Origin of the sequence: Streptomyces cynarae, from assembly GCF_025642135.1 — a bacterium.
Lineage (GTDB): Bacteria > Actinomycetota > Actinomycetes > Streptomycetales > Streptomycetaceae > Streptomyces > Streptomyces cynarae.
Window position 1 is genome coordinate 2,715,435 of the sequence record NZ_CP106793.1, and the last position, 22,485, is coordinate 2,737,919.

Below are 22,485 nucleotides of genomic sequence, written 5' to 3' on the forward strand. Positions count from 1 at the left end.
GGGTGAGAAGTGGGTCAGACGGGTTGCGTGGTGACGCGTAGGCCCCTGCTTTCGAGGCGGATGCCCTGCCCAGCGGGTTCTGCGGCGAACAGGGAGAAGCCGAAGTCGAGTTGACGTGGCGTCACCGCCTCCTCCGCACCCGGGACGTCCCACATCAGGAAGGAGTCGTGGAAGTCCTGGTACCCGATGCTCGCCACGCTGAGGACCTCGCTGCCGTCCAGCGTCCAGGTCACGGTGGAGGCGGTTCGGTCCAGGGTCAGGGCGCAGTGGTGGAAGCGGCCCGGGCGCACCCCGGCAAGGGGGACGGCGCAGGAGAACGCCCGGTGCGTGCGCCCCGCGACGGGCAGCCGCTCGTAGATCGCGTAGACCGCGCTGCCGGTGAGGGCGAAGTCGAAGACCATGCCGGTCTCGCGGTCGAAGGCGAGCAGGACTCCGGCGGCCCGGGCGACATCGCGGGCCGGGTCGGCCGCGGTGCCGTCGGCGGGGGATCCTCCGGTACCGAAGGCCCGTACCGCCAACTCGGCCTCCGCGGTGAGCAGTCGTCCGGGCTCGGCGTCGAAGCCCGGCGCGCCCGAGCTCGCGGTGGCCCGCAGGGCCGCCGTCCAGCGCAGCAGGGCGCTGGGCGGTTCGGGTCCGGTGGGCCGGGCGAAGGCGGGTTCGCCGGTGGCCGGGTGCAGGTCGGTGGGGACGACCGCGAAGCCGTCCGGCGTGCGGTGGACGATCCCGTCGCCGTGCGGGAAGCCCCCCGCGGGCCGCAGCTCCCAGGGGGCGTCGTCGCCCGTGTGCCGCAGGCCGTCCTGGAAGTCGTCCTGGAACAGGGTGTGCCCGGCCTCAGCGGCCGGCAGGAGTGAGTGCTGCTGCGTGATCACGGCTCTCCCTAGTAGTTGCCGAGACCGCCACACACGTTGAGGGCCTGCGCGGTGACGGCAGCTGCGTCGTCGCCGACCAGGTACTCGACCATGGCGGCCACTTCCCGGGTGGTCACATAGCGGCCCAGCGGCACGCGGGCGGTGATCCGGTCGTGGGTCTCCTGCTCGCTGACCCCCCAGATCCCGGCGTAGTGCTCTCGCACCCGCTCGGCCATCGGCGTCTCGACGAAGCCGGGGCAGACGGCGTTGACGGTGATGCCCGTGCGGGCCAGCTCGAGGCCGAGGGCCTTGGTGAAGCCCACGACGCCGTGCTTGGAGGCGGAGTAGGGTGCCGCGTGCACCACGCCCTGCTTGCCCCCGGTGGAGGCGATGCTGATGATGCGGCCGCGGCCGGCGGCGAGCATGCCGCCCGTGGTGAGGACTTCCTTGGTGATCAAGAAGACGCTGTTCAGGTTGGTGTTGATCACATCGAGCCACAGCTCGTCGGGGATCTCGGCGGTCGCGCCGCCGCCGCTGCGGCCGGCGTTGTTGACCAGGATGTCGACGGGCCCGAACCGGTCGACGGCCGCGCGCACATAGGCCCGGATCTGCTCCGCGCTCGCCACGTCGCACACGGTGCCGTCAGCCTCATACCCCTTGTCCTGAAGGGACTTGATGGTGCTGGTCAGCTCCTCGGTGTGCCGTGCGCACAAATAAACCCGTGCGCCGAGCGAGCCGAGGCGCTCGGCGATCTCCAGGCCGATGCCGCTGGTCGCACCGGTCACCAGCGCCACCGGCGCCGCAGTCTGCGTCATCTCTCCTCCATGGTCCATGCGTCGGACGGTTCCCTCCGAGACTCGGCAGGCGGTCTGGAGCCCCCCTCAAGGCGCCCTTGAGCAGCGGGTTCGATCAGCGGGCTTCAAGCCTCGTTCGAGGCGGCCCGGGGACGGTGGGGAGGTCGATGTGCGCCTGGAGCCGGCGGAAACAGGAGAGTTCAGATGACCCAGACCTTCGCGACGCCCGATGTGACGACCGATGTGTACTCGCGCGTGCAGCACTTCTACGCCCACCAGATGCAGGCCCTGGACAGCCTGCGCTTCGAGGACTACGCGGCCACCTTCACCGAGGACGGGACCTTCCAGCACTCCCCGCAGGCCGAGCCCGCCCGCACCCGGGCCGGGATCGTCGCGGAACTGGTGGAGTTCCACAAGCGCTTCGACGGCGACCCGGTGCAGCGCCGCCACTGGTTCACCCACATCGCGCTGACTCCGCAGCCTGACGGCTCCCTGGCGTCCACGGTGTACGCCCTGGTCGTCACCGTCCGTCCGGGCGGCAAGCCGGAGATCGCGCCGAGCTGCGTGGTGCACGACGTCCTGGAGATCGACGAGGGCCGGGTGCTCACCCGCTCTCGGCTGGTGACACACGACCAGATGTTCTGAGGCGAACCGGAAGAGGAGGAACGGCCATGCTGCCATCGGCGGACCCGGCGGGCCGCGTGCGGGCCCTGGAGGAGCTGCTCGGCGATCCGCTGGACGCGGCGAACCCGGTCGGGCACAGCGCGGTGCTGGACGCCGACCGGCAGCGTGAACTGCTGCCGGGCGGGGAGGAGTTGCTGAGCAAGGCCGGACTGCACCATGAGCTGGTGCCCACCGGGCTCGGCGGGCGGCTCGACCGGCTAGACGCGCCGGCCCGGCTGCTGCGCGCGGTCTTCCGGCGGGACTTCTCGCTCGGACTTGGCTTCGGCGCCGCGTCCCTCGTGGCCGCGGTCGCCGTGTGGGTCCACGGCTCGGCCGCCCAACGGGCCCGCATCGCCGAGCTGTTGCTGGACGGCGGCCGGATCTCGGTGATGTTCCACGACATCGCCCACGGCAACGACTTCAGCACCAGCAGCGTCACCGCCTTTCCCGACGGGGCGGGTGGTTTGCTGCTGCAGGGGCACAAGCCGGTGGTGACCAACGCGGCCCGGGCCGGCGCCCTGGTGGTGCTGGCCCGCACCGGGGCGGGGCGGGCGGGTGGTGCGCACTCGGCCATCCTCGTCGAGCGCGCCCGGGTGCCCGCCAGGACGCTGCGCGACCTGCCCCGCTACCGGGCCGACGGGATCCGCGGCTGTCCAGTCGGCGGGATCGAGTTCGCCGCCTGCCCGGCTCCGGCCGAGGCCCTGCTCGGCACGGCGGGCTGCGGCACCGAGGTGATGCTGCGCTGCCTGCAGATCACCCGCCCGCTCATCCCCGCGATGGCGCTCGGCTGCGCCGACACCGCACTGCGTACCGTGGTCGAGCTGTCCGGCTCGGGCGGCGCGGACGGGGTGCGCTCCCTCGACGCCCGCTACACCCGCGCGGCCGTCGCCGGGGCCTTTCTGGATCTGCTCCTGTGCGACTGCCTGCTGCTCGCCGCGATCCGCGCCCTGCATGTGGCGCCAGGGGATTCGAGCATGCCCGCGGCGGCGGCCAAGTACCTGGTGCCGAGGGTGCTGCAGGAGGCGGCCGACGATCTCGCGGCGATCCTCGGGCCCCGGGTGCACCGGGAGGAGGGCGCGTACGGCACCTTTCGCAAGCACCTGCGGGACCTCGCCGGCATGCCGCCCGGGCATGCGGGCGCCGCCGCGAGCCTGGCCAGCCTGCTCCCCCAGCTCCCCTCGCTGGCGCGGCGTTCCTGGCCCGTCGCGGAAGCGGCGCCCGACGCCCTGTTCCACGCCGACGGACCGCTGCCGCCCTGGGATCCGGCCGCCCTCGCCCTCGCCGCCCGGCACGACCCCCTGGCCGCCGCCCTGCGCGAGGCTCCGGCCCGGCTGGGCTCCCGACGGACGCCACTCGCCACGCTCGTACGGCAACTGGCAGACGAACTGGCCATGCTCGGCGAGGAGTGCCGCCGTCTGCCCGAGGGGGAGCCGGCCCTGCTCGCGAACCCGCGCGGTTTCGCCCTCGCCGAGCGGTACACGCTGCTCGCGGCGGCCGGCGCGTGCCTTGGTGTGTGGCAGCAAGGAAACCAACCGGCTGATCCTGTCCTGTTGTTGGGCGTGCTCGGCAGGACAGCCGTGCGGCTCGGGCTGCCCGTGCCCGCTGAGGTCGCCGACAGCGCCGCCGCGGCGATGACAGAGGTTTTGTCCCGCTGCGCGCGGCGCCGCACGCTCGATCTGTACGACGAACCACTGGCAGGAGGCACCACCGTATGACCATCGCATCGCTCCCGGAGACCTACCGCCCGGGCCCCGACCCCACGTTCGCCCCGGGTCCCCGCACACCCCTGCCCGGCCTGGACCAGGCTCTGGCGGCCACGGGCTACGCGCTGGTGTGGGGACGCCCGGCCGACTGGGCGCCCGAACCCGCGGCCATCAGGCGCCTGCTGGGCAGGGAGTTCGGCCGGTACGAGAGGATCGGCAGCCCGGAGCACCGGCACCGGTTCGCGGCCTCACGGATGCTGCTCAAGCACGCGGCGGCCGCGGCCCTCGGCGCCGAGCCCGAGCAGCTGGAGCTTGCGCGCAGGCCGGGCGGGCGACCCTATGTCCGGGGCTGCGACCAGCTGGAGGTGAGTCTCAGCCACACCGGGCGGATGCTGGTCGTCGCGGTGAGCCAGCTCGGCCTGGTCGGGGTGGACGTGGAGGCGGCCGACCGGCCCGTCCTCGGCAGCCCGGTCGAGCGTGACATCTGCATCGCGCGGGAGGCGGAGGACATCGGCCGTCTGCCCGCCGAGCGGCGCAACGCCGCGCTTGTGCGGCTGTGGACGCTGAAAGAGGCGTACAGCAAGGCGCTCGGGTTCGGGATGCGGCTGCCGTTCACGTCGTTCGGTTTCGAGCCCGTCGGCGGCGAGGGCCCCGGCCGGCTTCTGCGGGCCGACGGGGTGCCGGTGGAGCAGGGCGGATGGTCGTTCCAGTCGCATGTGCTGGACGGCGCGTACACGGCGAGCGCCGCGATCTCGCGCCGCGCCCTCGGTCCCACTCGTGACACACAGGCCCGCACGATGCTCGACGGCGACCTCGCGGCGACGGTCCTGGCGGCCGCCGCACACCGCGCCGGACCGGAACCCGCACGCGACGGCGCGGAGTCCGGTCCCGGGCGGTGACGCGTCAGGCGGACAGCCTGGCCGGCATTCCGTAGCCCGTGTCCTCGGGCAGGTCCAGGGAGGGGCAGCCCGCCAGCATCCTGCCGTGCAGGTCCTGCAACCGGGCCGAGGGCTCGATGCCCAGCTCCTCCACGAGCGTGCCGCGCAGCCGCTGGAAAGCCTCCAGGGCCCGCCACGTGCTGCCGGAGCGGTGCAGCGCCAGCATCAGGTGCGCCACCAGGCTCTCCTGCATCGGGAACCGCTCCGCCAGCATGCGCAGTTCGGCGAGGAGCGTGGCGTGCCGGCCAACGGCCAGGTCGGCCTCGATGCGCTGCTCCAGCGCGCGCATCCGTGCCTCCTCCATCCCCACCAGATCCAGGCCCAGCACCGGCCCCACGGGTACGTCCGCGAGGGCCGCGCCGCTCCACAGGCCGAGCGCGCGGGCCAGCAGGTCGGCGGCCGCACGGGCGTCGCCCCCTCCAGGGCGGCGCCGCCGGCGGCCGACAGGCGCTCGAACTGCCGCAGGTCACTGTCCTGCGCCTCCGCCTTCAGCAGGTAGCCGCCGTAGTTGGTGACGAGCACGTCCTTGGGTGTCAGGCCCGGCGCGTCCCCGAGCGCGGTCGCGATCTTCCTGCGCAGCTGCAGGATGTAGGTCTGCAGTGTGGTCGCCGCACTGCGCGGGATGTCCTGGCCCCAGATCTCCTCCATGAGCGTGGCGGCCGGCACGACCCGGCCGGCGCGCAGCGCGAGCACGGCGAGGATCTGTCGTGGTTTGCCTGCGCTGGGCACGATCGACATGCCCCGTTCACGGACCACCAATGGTCCGAGCACCTTGATCTCCACAGCGATACCTCCTAGGTCCTCGCCATGGATCGTCACATTCGGCCACCGTCGCTTCCCAGTGTCCTCGTCACCTTCCGAGGCGTGAACATCTCACCCCTCCCGCATGAGCCGTTCACTGCCCCCCGCTCACGCTGCGGCCCGATACTCACTGCGGTTACTGGAGGTACCGCGTGTCCTGCGATCCTGAGGTTCCGCAGACCGGCCCCCGTACGCTGCCGCTGTGGTCCCTGCGCGAAGAGGTGACCGTCGAGGCGTACACAGACGGGGAGTTGGTGCTGCGCTGCGGCGGCGCCGCCGAGGCCGTACGGTGTGCAGACCCGGTTCTGCGCGAGGTGCTGCGCCGGATGACGTTGGGTCCCGTACTGCTGTCGAACGTGGACGCGTCCCTGGCCCACCCGGCCACCCGCGACCCCGGCACACGGCCGGCAGAAGCCTCCCCGGTGTGGTCGGTGCTGCGCCGTCTGTCTCATCTGGTGGTGCGCAGCCTGGGCACAGACGACGAAAAAGGCCCGCTCCTCTCCGTCTTCACACTGACGCGTGACACGGCCTTCGATCCGGTACGACTACCCGCGGCGGTCCCGCTGAGACTGTCACCGTTCGCCACGTCGCGCAGCGAGGCGGGCGCGCTGGTCGTCGAGTCGATCCTCACGCCGTTCCGCGTGGTGCTGCACCGCCCCGAGGCGGCGTGGTCGGCACAGGTACTCGCGCGTCCGACGAGCCCGGCGAAGGTGCTTGCGCTTCCGCTGGCTCCCGCGACGGCGGCGGATGTTCTGGCCTACCTGGCCGCCACCGGAATGACGGACAAGGGGTGAGTGCCGCGCATGGTCATCGGGTGTCTGCGGGTATGTCATGGCTGTTCGCGCAGTTCACCGCGCCCCTGTAGGGGGTTTCAGATCAGCCAACCCGATTCGCGGGCGATTCGCACCGCGTCCACCCTGTTGCGGCCGTTCACCTTGGCGACCACGCTCGTCAGATAGTTCCGTACCGTACCCACCGATAGATGCAACATAGCCGCGATCTCCGACGCCTCCGCCCCGTCCGCCGTCAGCCGCAGGACCTCCAGCTCCCGGTCGGTCAGAGGGCTTTCCGCGCCTCCCCACGCGTCCATGGCGAGCTGCGGGTCGATCACCCGGTGCCCCGCGCGCACCCGCCGCACCGCCTCGGCGAGCTCCTTGGGCCGGGCATCCTTGAGGAGGAAGCCGGAGACCTTGGAGGCCAGGGCCCGGCGCAGGGTGCCGGGGCGGCCGAGGCTGGTGAGGATCAGGCACCGGCACTCGGGGAGCCGGTCGTGCAGCTGGGCCGCGGCGGTCAGTCCGTCCACGCCGGGCAGGTCGATGTCGATGATGGCGACGTCCGGCCGCTCGTGGAGGGCGGTCGGCACGATCCGGTCGCCGCGCTCCACCTCGGCGACGACTTCGAAGTCGCTCTCCAACTGCAGCAGGGCAACCAGAGCGCCGCGGACCATGTGCATGTCCTCGGCCAGCAGGATGCGTATCAAAGCGTGTCTCCCCGTCGCAGGCTTGAACCGCTCACACTGCTCCGTGCAGTCCAACGATCGTAATCAACCAACCGTTCCCGATCGCAGACCACTTCAGCGAAACAGGTACCGCATCGCGTTCCCGATCCGCCCGGGTTCGACCGGCCCTCGATGCCGGACGGTCACCGTGGTCGTCCTGACCACGAGCAGACCAGGAGACGGCTGTGACAGTGCTGCGTACGGAGTCGGAACCCAGGTTGGAGGAGGTCGCGGACCAGGTCTTCGCCTATGTCCAGCCGGACGGGGGCTGGTGCCTGAACAACGCCGGCCTGATCGTGTCCGGCGGCGAGTGCGCCCTGGTGGACACGGCGGCCACCGAGTCCCGCGCCCTCGCGCTGCGGGACGCCGTGTGCCGAGTGTCGCCCGGCGCGCCGCGGACCGTGGTCAACACTCATTTCCACGGCGACCACACCTTCGGCAACTTCGTCTTCGCGCCGCAGGCCGTGGTGGTGGCGCACGAGCGCACCCGGGCCGAGATGGCCGGCGCCGGCCTGCATCTGACCACCCTGTGGCCGGACGTGGAGTGGGGCGGGCTCTCGCTGGCGCTGCCCTCGTTGACGTACCGGGACCGGCTGACGCTGCACGTCGGCGAGGTGACCGCCGAACTGCTGCACCTGGGACCCGGACACACGACGGACGACACCGTGGTGTGGCTGCCCGAGCAACGTGTGCTGTTCACCGGTGACTTGGTGATGTCGGACGTCACCCCGTTCTGCCCCATGGGTTCGGTGTCCGGTTCGCTCGACGCCATCGCCGAGCTGCGGAGGCTGGGTGCGCGGACGGTGGTGACCGGGCACGGGCCGGTGGCGGGACCCGAAGTCCTCGACCGGGCCGATGGGTATCTGCGATGGGTGCAGGAGCTGGCGCGGCAGGGGCTGGAGGCGAAGCTCGGCCCGCTGGAGCTGGCGCGGGAGACGGATCTGGGCGAGTACGGGGAACTCCTCGATTCCGAACGGCTCGTGCCGAACCTGCATCGTGCGTACGCGGAGGCGCTCGGCGGGCTGCCGGGTGAACGGTTGGACATCGGGGTGCTGTTCGGCGAGATGGTGGAGTTCCACGGGGGGCTGCCGGCCTGTCACGCCTGAGCGCCGTGGGTAACGCTGAGCGGGCCTCTCCGGGGTTCCGGGGAGGCCCGCTCGTTCAATGTCAGCCGGGCGTGCCCGCCAGTTCGGCGGTGGGGTCCCAGACGCTGTAGGCGCGTCGGTGGTAGAGCAGGGGCCGGCCGGAGAACACCTCCGCGGCCTCCACCCGGCCGATGAGGATCCAGTGGTCGCCGGCCTCCACCCGCTGCACGACCGTGCACTCGGCATGGCCCAGTGCGATGTCGCTCAGCACCGGCGCACCGCCCGCGACCGCAGAGGGACGCCACGGGTGGCCGGCGAACTTGTCGGCCGACTTGCCCGCGAACCGCTCCGAGGCGTCCTGCCCGCCGTCGGCCAGGACATGGACGACGAAGACGCCGGAGTGCTGCAGGGCCGGCAGGCTGCGCGACCCCTTGTCGACGCAGATGAGCAGCAGCGGCGGGTCCATCGATACCGCGGACACCGCGTTGCACGTGAATCCGCGGGGATCGCCCGTACGGTCCAGCGTTGTGACGATCGAGACGGATGTCGGGAAGGAGCCGAAGAGCTCCCGGAACCGTCCTGAGTCCACGGCCATTTGAGCCTCACCGTCGCTTTCTCCATCCGGCTCGCACGGCACGGCGCCGCGCCTGGCACCGAGCATCGGCGAGCCGGGTGGAGGGCCGCTGGATGCGGACTGGAGGTGGGCCGGGGCCGCCTCAGGCCACGGATTCCGACTCCGGCACCGCCACCGGACCGGCCGGTGGCAGCGGCGTCTCGGCCAGGATCTCGAAGCAGCCGTCTTCGCGCACGGACGCGATCAGTGAGCCGCCGACGTCGCTGAGGCGCACGGCCAGGTTGCCCAGGCCGCTGCCGCGGTGCGGCGACAGATCGCGGCGGCCGGGGTCGACCCCGTCGTTGACCACGGACAGCATGGCCTGACCGCCCTGCTCCCAGGCCCTGATCGTGCAGCGCCCCACCTCACTGTGGCGCAGGGCGTTGGTGATGCCCTCGCGCAGCACCGTGGCGAGGACGGTGTCCACCTGCGGGGTGAGCGGCCCCAGCCGGATGTCGACCTCCACGTCGACCCCCGCGGCGCCCAGCACCGAGTCGGCCGACGCGGCCTCCTGGGAGAGCGACATCTTCCGGTACCCGCTGGCCACCATCCGCACGTCGGCCAGGGACTGGCGCGAGATGGTGAGCACCGACTCGATCTCCTCACGGGCCCGTTCGGGATGGCTGAGCGCGATGCGGTGGATCAGCTCGCACTTCAGCGTGATGGCGGAGAGGCTGTAGCCGAGCAGGTCGTGCAGGTCGCGGGCGAAGCGCAGGCGTTCGTTGGCGACGGCGGTGCGGGCCAGTTCACCGCGGGTGGCCTGGACCCGCACCACGAGGTCGGTGAGCCAGGTGAAGCCGTACACGACGAGCCCGCACAGCAGCGTCGACTCCGCGTAGTAGGCGCTGTCCGACAGGGGTTTGCCGTCCTCGATCGGCAGACACAGCATGGTGAGCCCGATGATCCCGTACAGGGTCCAGCCGACCCGGGCCGGCAGGACCAGCAGCACGGAACCCGCGAGGAAGCCCGCCATCGCACCCCATTCGGAGCGGAAGAAGAACAGCGGCAGATACGTGAGCGCGGCCTGCAGGCCGAGGGTCACCAGCTTGCGGCGCCCCGGCGCGCGGGCGGCCCCGGCCGCCGAGTGCCGCAGCTGCAGGGCGAAGATCAGCCCCAGGCTGACCAGACCGATGATGAGCATGTGCGGGCGTAAGTGCTGGCGCGTGATGTTCAGGAAGGTGATCAGCAGAAAGCTGAGCAGCACCGCGATCAGCATCGCGCGGGCGAGCCTGGGGGCCGGAACCTCCCCGGCGGTACCCGGTCCGCGTCCGGGCGGGTCGGCGACCGGGTCACCGGCTACCTCCGGTGGTTCGTGCTGTGACGTTTCGCCTGGCACGCTCCGGTGCGCTTCGCCGCGTGACACGTAGGTACCCCCCAAGTACGGCTACGACCACGCAGCATCATACGGAGGTCGTGTCAACGCATGGCAAAAATCCGTCCACCGGACCGCCGGTCCGGAAGTGGTCGGTCATACGAACAAAGGGATGGGGTTGAGCTGCTCGTACGGCGTCGGCGCGGCGAGCCGCCCTGTCCGGACCGGGACGTCGTACAGCCGCCCGGGAGCGAATCTCGCCCAGAAGTGCCGAAGGCCCGGAACGATCACCTTGACCACAGGAAGCCCGATGTCGGGGCGGGTCTGGTCGAGCACGAGGAGCTCCAGTCCGTGGCGCCGGGTCAGGGCGAGGATGTCGGTGACGTCGTCGGCGAAGTCGGCACGCGGGGTGTGGGACCAGTGTCCCGGGGTGCGCGGCGTCTGCTGCGGATGGGCTCGCAGATAGGGCTGGTTGGCGAGTGTGGCGTGCTGCCACCAGGCGCGCGGCTCGGGGTCGGTGAGGGTGTAGCCGGTGCCGTCGGGCCGGGCTTTGGCAGCGGCCGGCAGCAACTGGGCCATCTCGGTCAGGGCGCGGCGCAGGGCGATCGCGGGGTCGAAGTGGGCGCCGAAGCCGAAGACCACGTCCTCGGCGGGTTTGTCGGTGCGCCGGGAGAGCGCGACCACCACCGGAATGCCCAGGTCGGAGGTGAGGTCGAGGGCCCAGACCTCGCGGTTGATCAGCCGGCAGCCGTGCTTGATCCGCTCTACCCACGGCGCGTCGAAGGCGTCCAGGTCGACGGCCGCGTGGCGGGTCCTGTTGTACCACCACAGGGCGACCGCGTCCCGCTCCACAAGCTCCAGGAAGCCCTGGACCAGGGCGTCTTCGAGGGTGGAGCCGGCGGCGTTGCCGTTGGAGTCCGCGCACACCGAGTCGGGGCCGGACTCCGCGTCGAAGTAGAGGAACGATGTCGGCAGCAGCCGATGGGTGCCGGCGGTGAGCGACCAGACGGGGGTCCAGTCCGTCGGCCGGTCGACGTCGAAGGGCCGCGGCACGTACTGGAAGTGCGACCGCGTCCGGTTCCAGGCCTCACGGTCGCGGTACTGGCGTACGTCGTAAAGCTGACAGGCGTTGGGGTGCAGGGCCGCATCGCCCAGTGCGTGGAACGTGTCCCGCACCACGGGTTCGTCGCCGTGCCGCGATCCGCAGTACCGCTCGACGGCCTCGCCGAGCGCGCTCGCCCGCGCTTCGAGGGGGCTGAGTCCCTTGCCGCCGCTCAGGTTGCGCAGTCCAGCCCTCAGCCCGGCGAGCGTACGGGCGTCGACGGCCAGGTTCTGCCCCGACACATAGCTGTCGACGAACTCGCAGCCCGCCGGGTCACGCCGTATCTCGCTTACGATCCCGGTAACCGGTCCCACCAAATTGCCGTACGTCTCGAGAAATTGGCCGGACGTCAGAAAACGCTCGCCGTTGCCTGCGTTGTGCCCCTTGGCCCGCGACACCGGGACCACCGCACTGTGGACCCGCTCGGCGACGAGGCCGGGGTCGCCGCACGCCGGGCACTGCGGTCTGCGCCGCACCTCGTGGCCGGCGCCGCGCAGGGTGAGGGTGTTGTAGGTGAAGACGGCGTCCTGGCGGTCGTAGCGCATGCCTGCCAGCCACTTGGCGGCTTCCAGGACGGCGATCTGCAGACCGAGCCCGCGCCCGGCTGAGGGTGAGGCCGTGGGCCGGGGCACGGGTCCGGTCAGACCCAGCGCCCGCTGCACGGGCCGCTCGGAGCGTCGGTGGCCGCGGAGCCGGTCCGCCAGGCAGTTCCAGCAGGGCCCGCCGTCGGGGCGGAGGACGGGGCCGGTCCAGGGTTCGAAGCCGCCGGGCTTGGCCAGCAACCAGGGCTGCCCGTCGGCCCGTTGGGCGGCATCCACGTCGAAGAGGGCCGGGTCGAGATAGTCGCCGCAGACCACGAGGGTGAGCGCCGCGGGGCCGTCGTCCACGCGCAGCCCCGCGCTCTCGCACGCCTCGGCGACCTCGCCCGGATCGACGCCGTCCAGACAGCGCACCCGGACCGGGGTGCCGGCCACCTGCGCGGCGGCCTGCGCCCCGTCGAGCCCTGCCAGGTCCCAGTAGGCCTCCGTGTCGAGGGTGCCCGGCGTCCAGAAGGCCTCGTCGGCGTCGGCCGCCCCCTGTGCCCGGACCAGGCCGGCCTCGGCGAGGCGCCGGATGGCATCCTCGGCCTGCGGCAGGGGGACGGCGCGGGACGCCTCCGCCAGGATCCCGGACAGCGTCCGGGTCCCGTCGAGCAAGGGCGCCAGCGCCTCGGCGTCCACGCCCCGCAGCACGGTGACCCCCTGTGCCGACATGAGGTAGGCGGCCTCTCCCGGGACCACCTCCACCCTGAGGTGCTTCTTGAACCCGACCCGCGGCTCCCTTCCCTCCATGACGGTCACGCAGCGGCGCGCTCGGCCGGGACGCTGCGCACGCACAGACCGGCGGTCATCGGGCGGGTGCCGTCGAACACATCGAGCTCCTCGATGTCCAGCCGCGCGGCGGACTCTGCGCGCGGGGCGCTCGGCCGCGGGGCGACGGTGCCGGGCAGCAGCCCGAGCCGGACCAGCTCGCCGTACGGGTCGACCTCGAAGATGTTCGCTGCGGTGGTGACGTTCTCCGTCATGGCGTTCCCCTCTCTCGCTCTGCCTCGATGCGTTCCGGACGGACACCCGTCGTCCGCCCTGGAGAGAATCTTGCGAAGAGGCCGGCGATCACGGACAGTGCCGTCCTCACCACTCGAACATGAACTTTTCATGGGTCTGCGAATGTCCGGACGGACCTTGCGTTGCGGCTGTTTCCGCTGGGTTACGGAGAAGTTCGTTGCTCCGGCCAGGGGTTCTGTCCGAACCTGCGCGGCACTCGCTGGGCGACTCCGTCGACGAGCCAAGTCACGCCCCGCCAGCCGCTCCCCACCACAGCCGTTGCACAAAAAAGGCCCTGCTCCGGGCGACTCCCCAGATCAGGGCCATAAAAGCAGACGAGTCGGGCTGTACGCCGGGTTCTGTTCTCCAGGGTCCTCGCGGGCCCTGGAGCGACGGCCATCCATCTAGGACCGACGTTGCCGCCGGTCTCGTGCGGTCTACCCGCGGACTCGGGCGGGCAGCCCTCCAGCGTCCGCGCAGAGCGCCTTTTACAGCGCTCCTTTTGACCTTGCTCCGGGTGGGGTTTACCTAGCTGCCCAGGTCACCCTGAGCACTGGTGGTCTCTTACACCACCGTTTCACCCTTACCGTGGACCGAGGTCCCCGGCGGTTTGCTTTCTGTGGCACTGTCCCGCGGGTCACCCCGGGTGGCCGTTAGCCACCACCCTGCCCTGTGGAGCCCGGACGTTCCTCGGGAAGCTCCCCGTCAGGGGGACTCCACGCGGCCGTCCGCCCGGCTCGTCTGCCGTGTGGACCATGGTACCGGGCGTGCGGCCCGCTTCGGGGCGGTGGCGGCGGGGCCGGCCGTCGCGAGGACCGAGCCCGCCAGGATCAGGGTGAAGGCGATCAGCATGCCTGCCGTAAGTTGCTCGCCCAGGAACGTCGCGCCCGCCGCCACCGCGACCGCCGGGTTGACGTACGTGATCACCGTCGCACGGGTCGGGCCCGCCTCCTTGATCAGTTCCAGGAAGGCGACGAAGGCTGCCGCCGTACAGATCACGCCCAGGCCGGCCAGGGCGGCCAGGACGTGGGCGGAGGGGACCGTGGTGGGCCAGGTGGCCGCGGCCGCCGGGGCGTAGACCAGCGTCGCCAGGGCCAGGCAGGGGGCGATGAGCTGGAGGGTGGGCACGTTCTTGAGGTGGCGGGCGGCTATCAGTGGCGCCGTCGCGTAGCCGATGACCGTCAGCAGCACCTCGGCCAGGGAACGGGCGTCGCCGCCGGTCAGGTGGGGGGCTGTGAGGACGCCGACGCCGGCCAGGCCCAGCGCCAGGCCCGTCAGCCGTCGTATGCCCAGGCGCTCCGTGTCACCGAGGAGCCGGGCCGCGACCACGCCCACGATCGGGACGCCCGCGATCAGCAGGCCCGCCGTCGAGCTGGACAGGTGCCGCTCGGCGTCGGTGAGCGTCAGCCAGGGGCCGATGATCTCGATGCACGCGAAGGCCAGCATGGGGCGCCAGTGGGTCCGTACGACCCGGGTGAGGTTCCCTTGGCGTATCGCGAACGGGAGCAGGAGCGCGGCGCCCAGTGCGCAGCGCGTGAACACCACCATGGTGGGGGACACGACGTCCACCGCCACCTTGATCATCAGATAGGGGACGCCCCAGATCACTCCCATGAGGGAGAAGAGGAACCAGCCGCGTGCAGTCATGCGGTGAGTGTGAGGCCCGGCCTCAGGCCGCGTCTTGAACGCTGTTGCGGTACGCCGCCGGGGTCACCCCGAGCACGCGGCGGAACCAGCGCGTCAGGTGGGCCTGGTCGGCGAAGCCGACCAGTGGGGCCACCTCGGCGGGGCGCAGGCCTGTCTCCAGCAGTCCGCGGGCCCGGGTCACGCGGTACTGGGCGAGCCAGGCGTACGGCGGCATGCCCGTTGTCGTGCGGAAGGCGCGCAGCAACTGGTAGCGGGACATGCCCAGGTCCGCGGCCAGGCCGGCGAGAGAGGGCGGGGCGAGGAGTTCGTCGGCGAGGCGGTCGCGGACGGCGCGGGCGACCGAGGAGGCGCCGGGGATCGTGTCGGGTACCGGGCGTGCCGTGGAGTGGCGGCGGGCCAGGGCCGTGAGCAGCCACGGGAGGCGGGACTCGGCTTCCAGTGGGTCGGGGCAGGCGCTGAGTTCGGTGTGGGTGGCGCGCAGGGCGGTGACCAGTTCGGGGTCGTCGAGGAGCGGTTCGCGGAAGTGGGGCGGGCCGCCGAGGATGCCGTCGGAGAGGAGGGCGGGGTCGGCGTAGAGGGCACGGTAGGCGTAGCCGTCGGTGGTGGTGGCGGGGGCGCCGGTGTGGGTCTCGCCGGGGTCGAGGACGACGATGGTGCCGGGGCCGGTGCTGATGTGGCCGCCGCGGTAGTCGATGACCTCGGAGCCGCCGACACAGACGCCGATGGTGAACTCCGCGTGCGCGTGCGGGGCGTAGCGGTGCCGGTCGAAGCGGGCGGTGAGCAGGTCGAGGGGCGGACCGCCGGCACCGAGCCGTGCCCTGGTCCACGTGGCCTGTTCCCGTACGCCCATCTCGCACCCCCTGGAGTCCCAAGGGGTGCAACGCCGAGTTGCTCAGAGAAAGTCCTTGGTCTCCAGGCTGAAGGCGAAAGGCTCGGGGAGAGGCAAAGGATCGCCGAAGACGCGCTTGGGCAGCCGTCGGTAGTCATCCTTGTCCGGGTCGCTGAACAACGTCACCATCGAGTCTTCACGGTCCACGAGCAGGTAGAGGGGGACACCTCCGCGGGCGTGGCAACGCCGCTTGGCCACACGGTCGGTCTGGGGCTTGGTGGACGTCACCTCGACCACCATGGCGACTTCGTCACAGGGCATCCATGAGTCGGCTGTCCTGAAGAGTCCCAGTTCCAGGGGAGCAAACGTGACGTCCGGGATCACGTGGTCCTTCGGGCAGGCCTCCCCGCTTTTCAGCATCAGGCCCTTGTTCCCGGAGAAATCCATGTCGGTCTCGGACCGCCTGAGCACCTGCCGCACGATACGGCTGATGTAGTGCTCGTGCTCCCCGTCCGGCGGCGGTGTCACGACGATCTCCCGGTCGATCAGCTCCGCCCGGAAACCTTCTGGGGTCTCCAGGGCGAGAAAGCCCTCCAGCAGGTCCTCTTCCTGCGTGAGCGGCTCATGGGCCGTGGCAGTCATGTCACGCCCCTCCTTCGGTCGCTCGCCAGAATGGGACATCCGCTGATCACCTGGCCGTGAGATCGGGAACCTTCCCTCGATCGTGGCACAGGATCACGACGGTCGTCAGGCGCCGAGCCGCGCGCTCGTCCCCTGCCGCGGCGTCGAAGTCTGCACTGATGGTCCGCGGCACCCCGTAACCTGGCGCAGGCCCCACCACCCGGATCAAGGTTCAAGGAGAAGACCCGTGCTCGTCCTGTTGCCGCCCTCCGAAGGCAAGGCGCCCTCCGGACGCGGTGCCTCGCTGAAGCTGGAGTCGTTGTCCCTGCCGGGGCTGACCGCCGCGCGGGAGGCCGTGCTCGGGGAACTCGTGGAGCTGTGTGCGGGGGACGTGGAGAAGGCGAGCCAGGTGCTCGGGCTCAGTGAGGGGCTGCGCGGGGAGGTCGCGAAGAACGCCGGGCTGCTGACGGCGGGGGCGCGGCCCGCCGGGGAGATCTACACCGGCGTGCTGTACGACGCCTTGGACCTGGCCTCCCTGGACACTGCCGCCAAGCGGCGTGCGGCCAGGTCGCTGCTCGTCTTCTCCGGGCTGTGGGGCGCCGTCCGCGTCACGGACCGCATCCCCTCCTACCGCTGCTCGATGGGCGTGAAACTGCCCGGGCTCGGGGCGCTCGGCGCGTACTGGCGGACGCCGATGGCCTCCGTCCTGCCCGAGGCGGCCGGCGGCGGTCTGGTGCTCGACCTGCGGTCCTCCGCCTACGCGGCCGCATGGAAGCCGAAGGGCGAGGTGGCCGGACGTACGGCGACCGTGCGGGTGCTGCACTCCCAGGTCGTGGACGGGGTGGAGAAGCGGTCGGTCGTCAGCCACTTCAACAAGGCGACCAAGGGGCGGATCGTCCGCGCCCTGCTGACTGCCGGGGTCGCGCCCAAGGATCCGGCGGAGCTGGTCGAGGTGCTGCGGGACCTGGGGTACGTGGTGGAGGCCGAGGCGCCGGGCCGGGCGGGGAAGCCCTGGTCGTTGGACGTGGTGGTGACCGAGATCCACTGATCGGCCGCCCGTCGGCAGCGGGCGTTGCAGCATGTGCAATGGGCTTTGCGCATGGTGTCATTCGTGGGCAGGATGACGGCCATGACCTCGCCCCTGCCCGCGTCCCCCGCGCCGTCAGCCGCGCCCTCCGCCCACCCGGTGCTCGATCTCGCGCCGGTCATCCCCGTGGTCGTCGTCAAGGACGTCGCCGACGCCGTGCCGCTCGCTCGGGCGCTCGTGGCCGGTGGGCTGCCCGCGATCGAGGTGACACTGCGTACCCCGGCCGGTCTGGAGGCGATCCGGGCGGTGTCGGGTGAGGTCGCGGGCGCGGTGGTCGGGGCCGGGACCGTCATCACGCCCGAGCAGGTGGCGGACTGCGTAGCGGCGGGTGCGCGTTTCCTGGTCAGCCCCGGGTGGACGGACGGGCTGCTGGCGGCCATGCAGAACTCCGGGGTGCCGTTCCTGCCGGGGGTGTCGACGGCTTCGGAGGTCGTGGCGCTCCTCGAGCGCGGCGTGCGGGAGATGAAGTTCTTCCCGGCGCAGGCGGCGGGTGGCACGGCGTTCCTGAAGTCGCTCGCCGGACCGCTCCCCCAGGCCCGCTTCTGCCCGACGGGCGGCATCGGACCGGCGGACGCCCCGGAGTACCTGGCCCTGCCCAACGTCGGCTGCGTCGGCGGTACGTGGATGGTCCCCGAGGACGCGATCGCCGGGCGGGACTGGGCGCGGATCGAGGGCCTCGCCCGGGCGGCGGCGGGGCTGCGGCGGCCGGTCAGCGCAGGTGCGACGTGTCGTTGAGGAGGCGGAGGCCGGCGTTGCCGTCGGAGTAGTACGCCACCGCGGAGAGGGACGCGGCGGACACCTCCATGCGGAACAGGGCCTCGGGCGGTGCGCCGAGCGCCAGCCGGACCAGGGTCTTGACGGGCGTCACGTGGGAGACGACCAGAACGGTGCGGCCCGCGTGGGAGGCGAGCAGCTTGTCCCGCGCCACCGCGACCCGGCGGGCGACGGCCGCGAAGCTCTCGCCGCCGCCGGTGGGTCGGGCCTCGGGGTCGGTCAGCCAGGCGTTCATGTCGTCCGGGTACCGCTCGCGGACCTCGCCGAAGGTGAGGCCCTCCCAGGCACCGAAGTCGGTCTCGCGCAGTCCGTCCTCGATGCCGACCTCCAGCCCGAGGCGGGCTGCCACGACACCTGCCGTCTCGCGACAGCGGGCGAGGGGCGAGGAGACGACGGTCTGCACGGTCCCGCGCGCGGCCAGCACGCCGGCGACCAGTTCGGCCTGCCGTCGGCCGACCTCGGAGAGGCCCGGGTCGCTGCCCCCACTGCCGGAGAACCGCTTCTGCGGAGTCAGCGGGGTCTCGCCGTGCCGCAGCAGTACGAAGGTGGTGGGGGCGCCGAGGTCGGGCGGCGCCGAGGCGACGTTGCGAGCGGCCCGGATGTCGGCCGACTCCCGCTCCGACGGGCCCACGGAAGTCATCGCCGAACCCGCGGGAGCCTCTCGTCCGGAGCCCGTGGCGCCACTGGAAGCCGGCTCCGCCGTCGAACCGGACGGTTCCCAGCGCTCGCCCCGCGCCCCCGCGTCCATCGCCTCGTTGGCGAGACGGTCGGCGTGCTTGTTCTGCTCGCGCGGGATCCACTCGTAGGCGACCTGCCCGGGCGGGAAGACCGCGGCCGCCTCCACCGCCAGGGGTCTCATCGCCGGGTGCTTGATCTTCCAGCGGCCCGACATCTGCTCCACGACCAGCTTGGAGTCCATCCGCACCCGTACCCGCGCGCCCGGGTCCAGCTCGTGGGCCGCGCGAAGCCCGGCCAGCAGTCCCCGGTACTCGGCGACGTTGTTCGTGGCCGTGCCGATGAACTCGGCCCGTTCCGCGAGCGTCTCGCCGCTCGCCGCGTCGCGGACCACGGAACCGTAGCCCGCGGGCCCCGGGTTGCCCCGGGAACCGCCGTCCGCCTCGACGATGAACTCCCGCACGCCGTACGCCTCTTGTCGAACCTCTATAGCCTCTGGTCGCCTCTTACAGGCCGGACTCCGCCGTGCGCACCAGGATCCGGCGGCAGTTCTCGCAGCGCACCACCGTGTCGGGCGCGGCCTTGCGGATCTCGTTCATCTCGGTGATCGCCAGTTCCTGCCGGCAGCCCTGGCAGGTGCGCTGGTACAGCTTGGCGGCGCCGATACCGCCCTGCTGCTCGCGCAGCTTGTCGTAGAGCTTGAGCAGGTCCGCCGGCACCGACGCCGCGACGACCTCGCGCTCCTTGGTCACCGACGCGACCTCGCCGTCGATCTCCTCGAAGGCGGCGTCCCGGCGCGCCGTCGCGTCGTCGATCTTCGACTGGACGGAGGCGACACGCTCGGTCAGCTCCGCCACCCGCTCCTGCGCGGCCTCACGGCGCTCCATCACCTCGAGGACGATGTCCTCCAGGTCGCCCTGCCGCTTGGCGAGCGAGGCGATCTCGTGCTGGAGGTTCTCCAGGTCCTTGGGCGAGGTGATCGCACCGGAGTCGAGGCGCTGCTGGTCGCGGGCGGCGCGCTGGCGCACCTGGTCGACGTCCTGCTCCGCCTTGGTCTGCTCGCGGGCGCAGTCGCTCTCCTCCGTCTGCGCGGCCACCAGCAGGTCGCGCAGCTGGGCGTGGTCCTTGGTCAGGGACTCGATCTCGGCGTGCTCGGGCAGGGACCTCCGCCTGTGAGCGAGCTGCTGGAGGCGTACGTCGAGGTCCTGGACGTCGAGGAGGCGGATCTGGTCGGCGGGCGCGGCGTTCAGTTTGGGGCTCCCGTTGCGGTAGAGGTGGTGGCGGACGCCGCGTGGGCGGTCCAGGGGTCGGTGACCGTCTTGGAGACGTGGACGCGAAGGCCCCATCCATGCCGGTCGGAGATCTCGTCGAGCTGGGCTGCGGCCAGCTCGCACCAGGGCCATTCGGTGGCCCAGTGCGCCGCGTCGAGCAGCGCGAGAGGACTGTGGGCGCGGGCCTCGGAGGCCGGGTGGTGGCGCAGGTCCGCGGTGAGGAAGGCGTCGACACCCGCCGCGCGGACCGCGTCGAAGAGGCTGTCGCCGGAGCCGCCGCTGACGGCGACCGTGTGGACCACCGCTTCGGGGTCGCCGGCGACGCGGATGCCCTGCGCGGTGGCGGGCAGCCGCTCGGCGGCGCGGGCGGCCAGCTCGCGGACGGTCAGCGGGTGGTCCAGCTCGCAGACGCGGCCGAGACCCCGCCGCCCTCCGGGTCGGTGGCGTCCGGCACCAGGGGGCGCGCGACCCTGAGGTCCAGCGCGCCGGCCAGCGCGTCGCTGACGCCGGGGTCGGCGGTGTCGGCGTTGGTGTGGGCGACGTGCAGCGCGATGTCGTTCTTGATCAGGGTGTGCACGACACGGCCCTTGAAGGTGGAGGCCGCCACCGTCGTCGTACCGCGCAGATAGAGCGGGTGGTGGGTGACCAGCAGGTCGGCGCCCAGCTTCACCGCCTCGTCGACGATCTCCTGGACGGGATCGACGGCGAAGAGAACCCGGGAGACCTCCTGGTCCGGGTCGCCGACGACCGTGCCGACCGCGTCCCAGGACTCGGCCCGCTCGGCGGGCCACAGGTTCTCCAGCGCGGCGATGACTTCAGACAGACGGGGCACGGGGAAAAGGCTACCTGGCCCGGGGCGGTGACCCATCGGTCGCGGGCCGTTCCGGCGGGCAGGCGGGAGCGGCTCGTACGAGCCGGCCCCCCGAACCGTACGAGCCGGCTCCCCGTCCAGACGTCGTCCAGACGTCGTCCGGCCGTCGTCCAGTCGTGCGGAGGCGGCCGAGCGCTCCTGGGGAACGCGGTCCGCGGTGGCGTAGGAGGTCCGCGGGAGCCCGCGCGTCAGACGGCGTCCGAGCAGCTCCACCGCCGTGGACGTCACCCAGCCGGTGCCGGTCGCCGTCCGGTCGCCGTCCGGTCGCCGTCCCGTCGCGCCGAGGTGGTGAGTTGGCCGGACGCGCGCCCCCTTGTGCAGCACAGCCGCCCCCGTTTATTCACAGGAATCCCCGCACCGACACCCTTACGTGTGAAGCGACGGCCGGGGGATGTCACGCCTGTGCGTACGAAAACTAGCTTCGTCGCCGGAGGTGACCGAATGATGACGGCCTGTGCCTTCACATCCGCCACGGCGAACGGCCCCGAAGGGGCGCCCGCGCCCGGATGCGTGATCACCGCGGACGGTTCCTACGCGGCGCGTCTCGCTCTGGACGGCGCGTCCTGGTACCCGGAGCGCTGGACCCTGGACGGCCCGGAACCGTACGCCGTACCGCTGCCCGTCAACCAGCCCGAGGAGCCCGGCACCGAGGTGCAGCCGTTGGCCGACGGGCGGGTGCTCGTCCACCGCGTCGCGGCCCGGCGGCGGCACACGTTCTCGCTGCTGTACCCGACCGGGCCGGGGACCGGGGAGCGGCTGCTGGGCGCGGTGGAGTGCCCCACGGAGGGGACCCGGCTGCGGCTGCTGCCGCCCGCGCCGACGGGGACCGCGCGTTCGCCCTGGAGGTGGGTGAGGGGACGAGCGCGGTGTGGCTGGTGGCGGGCGGCGCCAGGGGGCCCGAGCGGGTGGCTCAGGTGCCGGGCCGGTGCTCGGGCGGCGTGTGGCTGGACCGCACGGGCCGGCTGCTGGCCGTGGACCGTACGCCGCCGGACGGTGGTCCCACCAAGACCGTGGTGGTCGATCTGGAGCGGGACGGCGAGGTGTCGCCGCTGCTGCAGATCGCGGACGGCAGCAACGACCGGCTGCTGCTCGCCGACCCGGACAGCGGCCTGCTGCTGATCCGCTCGGACGCACCCTCACCGGGCCGGGAGCGGCTCGGCTGGGGTGTGTTGGGGAGCACGCTGCCGGTGCGTTTCCCCGAGTGCCTGCGGCTGGAGCGCCCGGCGACGCCGTTCGCCATTCAGCCGGGGCAGGCGTTGACACCGGAGAGCTGCGCGGTGGCGCTGCGCATCGACGGGCCGGTGGGCAGTTGGGTCGGGGTGTGGCGCCCCGCGGACCGCCGGGTGCACCAACTCGCCGCGCCGACGGGCTGGTTGGCGGGGGCCGGGCTGTGGACGCGGGACGGGGTGCTGCGGCTGCCGTACGCGGCGGGTGCCGTGCGGTGCGGGGTGGCGCTGCTGGAGGTGCCCGGCGCGACGGTCGCGGCACCGGCCCGGGAGACGGGCGCCGCGTCGGCCCGGGAGACGGATGAACGGCCGGTTCCGGGGCCCCCGGAGCCGTCCGTGACGCGACCGGTCACGCTGCAGCAGGCGCTGTCGCCACGGCGCGCCGAGGCGGCCCCGACCCCGCTCGTGTGGATCCGCAAGAGACAGGCACCGGTGGGGAGTAAGGACGGGTTTCCCGGGCACGCGCAGGGCCAGGGCGGCAGCCGCAGCACGACACCCCCGGCCCCCGGCACGGCTGTCGTTGCCGCCCGTTAGACTCGCCCGG

18 protein-coding genes, 1 other RNA gene and 4 pseudogenes are annotated in these 22,485 nt (G+C 72.2%); 8 read left to right on the top strand and 15 right to left on the bottom strand.

The window, feature by feature from the left end; translation table 11 throughout:
* Positions 1-14 precede the first annotated feature (14 nt).
* Together N8I84_RS12695 and N8I84_RS12700 are read right to left on the bottom strand one after the other, a co-directional pair.
* A complete protein-coding gene (locus N8I84_RS12695) occupies positions 15-869 on the bottom strand; it encodes a DUF6081 family protein (RefSeq protein WP_263229627.1) in 855 nt (284 codons plus the stop codon).
* Positions 870-877: 8 nt separating this feature from the next.
* On the bottom strand, positions 878-1,663 hold the full coding sequence (locus tag N8I84_RS12700; protein ID WP_263229628.1) for an SDR family NAD(P)-dependent oxidoreductase: 786 nt from the start codon (positions 1,661-1,663) through the stop codon (positions 878-880).
* 183 nt (positions 1,664-1,846) lie between these two features.
* Between N8I84_RS12700 and N8I84_RS12705 the strand changes: the two genes are divergently transcribed.
* Genes N8I84_RS12705 through N8I84_RS12715 form a run of 3 tightly spaced genes read left to right on the top strand, consistent with a single transcriptional unit; the run spans position 1,847 to position 4,907 of the window.
* Entirely contained in the window at positions 1,847-2,287 is a 441-nt protein-coding gene (locus N8I84_RS12705) for a nuclear transport factor 2 family protein (protein WP_263229629.1), read from the top strand.
* 26 nt (positions 2,288-2,313) lie between these two features.
* Positions 2,314-4,020, top strand: coding sequence for an acyl-CoA dehydrogenase family protein (locus N8I84_RS12710; RefSeq protein ID WP_263229630.1), 1,707 nt, complete (start codon positions 2,314-2,316; stop codon positions 4,018-4,020).
* Positions 4,017-4,907 carry a 4'-phosphopantetheinyl transferase family protein gene (locus N8I84_RS12715; protein ID WP_263229631.1) on the top strand — a complete coding sequence of 297 codons (891 nt, stop codon included), beginning with the start codon at positions 4,017-4,019 and terminating at the stop codon, positions 4,905-4,907. Before N8I84_RS12710 ends, N8I84_RS12715 begins: the two co-directional genes overlap by 4 nt.
* 4 nt (positions 4,908-4,911) lie before the next feature.
* Here the strand turns inward: N8I84_RS12715 and N8I84_RS43400 are convergent.
* A pseudogene (locus N8I84_RS43400) lies at positions 4,912-5,729 on the bottom strand (AfsR/SARP family transcriptional regulator).
* Positions 5,730-5,899: 170 nt separating this feature from the next.
* Here N8I84_RS43400 and N8I84_RS12725 point away from each other — a divergent pair.
* A complete protein-coding gene (locus N8I84_RS12725; RefSeq protein WP_263229632.1) occupies positions 5,900-6,541 on the top strand; it encodes a hypothetical protein in 642 nt (213 codons plus the stop codon).
* Positions 6,542-6,618: 77 nt separating this feature from the next.
* Here N8I84_RS12725 and N8I84_RS12730 read toward each other — a convergent pair whose 3' ends face one another.
* Positions 6,619-7,227: a response regulator transcription factor gene (locus tag N8I84_RS12730; RefSeq protein WP_263229633.1), complete on the bottom strand. Its 609-nt coding sequence runs from the start codon at positions 7,225-7,227 to the stop codon at positions 6,619-6,621.
* 203 nt (positions 7,228-7,430) lie between these two features.
* Here N8I84_RS12730 and N8I84_RS12735 point away from each other — a divergent pair, with 203 nt between their 5' ends.
* Complete coding sequence (locus N8I84_RS12735; RefSeq protein ID WP_263229634.1) at positions 7,431-8,351, top strand: MBL fold metallo-hydrolase; 921 nt, start codon at positions 7,431-7,433, stop codon at positions 8,349-8,351.
* A gap of 61 nt (positions 8,352-8,412) precedes the next feature.
* Here N8I84_RS12735 and N8I84_RS12740 read toward each other — a convergent pair whose 3' ends face one another.
* The 8 genes and pseudogenes from N8I84_RS12740 to N8I84_RS12775 all read right to left on the bottom strand — a co-directional run bounded on the left by N8I84_RS12740 (position 8,413) and on the right by N8I84_RS12775 (position 16,058).
* Entirely contained in the window at positions 8,413-8,925 is a 513-nt protein-coding gene (locus tag N8I84_RS12740) for a flavin reductase family protein (RefSeq protein WP_263229635.1), read from the bottom strand.
* Positions 8,926-9,046: 121 nt separating this feature from the next.
* Positions 9,047-10,159, bottom strand: coding sequence for a sensor histidine kinase (locus N8I84_RS12745; protein WP_263229636.1), 1,113 nt, complete (start codon positions 10,157-10,159; stop codon positions 9,047-9,049).
* Between the two features lie 252 nt (positions 10,160-10,411).
* Complete coding sequence (locus N8I84_RS12750; protein ID WP_263229637.1) at positions 10,412-12,688, bottom strand: TOMM precursor leader peptide-binding protein; 2,277 nt, start codon at positions 12,686-12,688, stop codon at positions 10,412-10,414.
* A 5-nt stretch (positions 12,689-12,693) separates the two neighbouring features.
* Positions 12,694-12,921, bottom strand: coding sequence for a hypothetical protein (locus tag N8I84_RS12755; RefSeq protein WP_263229638.1), 228 nt, complete (start codon positions 12,919-12,921; stop codon positions 12,694-12,696).
* Positions 12,922-13,272: 351 nt separating this feature from the next.
* Positions 13,273-13,680, bottom strand: an RNA gene (rnpB, locus tag N8I84_RS12760) — RNase P RNA component class A.
* Between the two features lie 127 nt (positions 13,681-13,807).
* Positions 13,808-14,587: pseudogene (locus tag N8I84_RS43110) on the bottom strand (DMT family transporter); the annotation flags it as partial.
* Between the two features lie 22 nt (positions 14,588-14,609).
* Positions 14,610-15,437 (bottom strand): helix-turn-helix domain-containing protein, encoded by an 828-nt coding sequence (locus N8I84_RS12770; protein ID WP_263229640.1) that lies wholly within the window; start codon positions 15,435-15,437, stop codon positions 14,610-14,612.
* Between the two features lie 42 nt (positions 15,438-15,479).
* Entirely contained in the window at positions 15,480-16,058 is a 579-nt protein-coding gene (locus N8I84_RS12775; protein WP_263229641.1) for a Uma2 family endonuclease, read from the bottom strand.
* Between the two features lie 226 nt (positions 16,059-16,284).
* Between N8I84_RS12775 and yaaA the strand changes: the two genes are divergently transcribed.
* Positions 16,285-17,085: a peroxide stress protein YaaA gene (yaaA, locus tag N8I84_RS12780; RefSeq protein WP_263229642.1), complete on the top strand. Its 801-nt coding sequence runs from the start codon at positions 16,285-16,287 to the stop codon at positions 17,083-17,085.
* An 81-nt stretch (positions 17,086-17,166) separates the two neighbouring features.
* Positions 17,167-17,859 (top strand): bifunctional 4-hydroxy-2-oxoglutarate aldolase/2-dehydro-3-deoxy-phosphogluconate aldolase, encoded by a 693-nt coding sequence (gene eda / locus N8I84_RS12785; RefSeq protein WP_263229643.1) that lies wholly within the window; start codon positions 17,167-17,169, stop codon positions 17,857-17,859.
* Here eda and N8I84_RS12790 read toward each other — a convergent pair.
* The 3 genes and pseudogenes from N8I84_RS12790 to N8I84_RS12800 form a co-directional block, all read right to left on the bottom strand.
* The gene (locus tag N8I84_RS12790) at positions 17,834-19,036 is read right to left on the bottom strand and encodes a bifunctional RNase H/acid phosphatase (RefSeq protein WP_263229644.1); all 1,203 of its coding nucleotides are present in this window, start codon (positions 19,034-19,036) and stop codon (positions 17,834-17,836) included. The two genes, eda and N8I84_RS12790, sit on opposite strands and share 26 nt — an antisense overlap.
* Before the next feature lie 43 nt (positions 19,037-19,079).
* Entirely contained in the window at positions 19,080-19,823 is a 744-nt protein-coding gene (locus tag N8I84_RS12795) for a zinc ribbon domain-containing protein (RefSeq protein WP_263234744.1), read from the bottom strand.
* Positions 19,820-20,676 (bottom strand): annotated as a pseudogene (locus N8I84_RS12800) (Nif3-like dinuclear metal center hexameric protein). The gene N8I84_RS12795 and the pseudogene N8I84_RS12800 overlap by 4 nt, the downstream one beginning before the upstream one ends.
* 483 nt (positions 20,677-21,159) lie before the next feature.
* Between N8I84_RS12800 and N8I84_RS12805 the strand changes: the two are divergent.
* Positions 21,160-22,475 (top strand): annotated as a pseudogene (locus tag N8I84_RS12805) (hypothetical protein).
* Positions 22,476-22,485 lie beyond the last annotated feature (10 nt).

Bases quoted from the DNA above. Each gene is read 5' to 3' on its own strand.
- N8I84_RS12705 (WP_263229629.1), top strand. From the start codon at position 1,847: ATGACCCAGACCTTCGCGACGCCCGATGTGACGACCGATGTGTACTCG.
- N8I84_RS12750 (WP_263229637.1), bottom strand. From the start codon at position 12,688: ATGGAGGGAAGGGAGCCGCGGGTCGGGTTCAAGAAGCACCTCAGGGTG.
- N8I84_RS12700 (WP_263229628.1), bottom strand. From the start codon at position 1,663: ATGACGCAGACTGCGGCGCCGGTGGCGCTGGTGACCGGTGCGACCAGC.
- eda (WP_263229643.1), top strand. From the start codon at position 17,167: ATGACCTCGCCCCTGCCCGCGTCCCCCGCGCCGTCAGCCGCGCCCTCC.
- N8I84_RS12710 (WP_263229630.1), top strand. From the start codon at position 2,314: ATGCTGCCATCGGCGGACCCGGCGGGCCGCGTGCGGGCCCTGGAGGAG.
- N8I84_RS12775 (WP_263229641.1), bottom strand. From the start codon at position 16,058: ATGACTGCCACGGCCCATGAGCCGCTCACGCAGGAAGAGGACCTGCTG.
- N8I84_RS12740 (WP_263229635.1), bottom strand. From the start codon at position 8,925: ATGGCCGTGGACTCAGGACGGTTCCGGGAGCTCTTCGGCTCCTTCCCG.
- N8I84_RS12755 (WP_263229638.1), bottom strand. From the start codon at position 12,921: ATGACGGAGAACGTCACCACCGCAGCGAACATCTTCGAGGTCGACCCG.
- N8I84_RS12745 (WP_263229636.1), bottom strand. From the start codon at position 10,159: ATGCTGATCGCGGTGCTGCTCAGCTTTCTGCTGATCACCTTCCTGAAC.
- N8I84_RS12715 (WP_263229631.1), top strand. From the start codon at position 4,017: ATGACCATCGCATCGCTCCCGGAGACCTACCGCCCGGGCCCCGACCCC.
- N8I84_RS12770 (WP_263229640.1), bottom strand. From the start codon at position 15,437: ATGGGCGTACGGGAACAGGCCACGTGGACCAGGGCACGGCTCGGTGCC.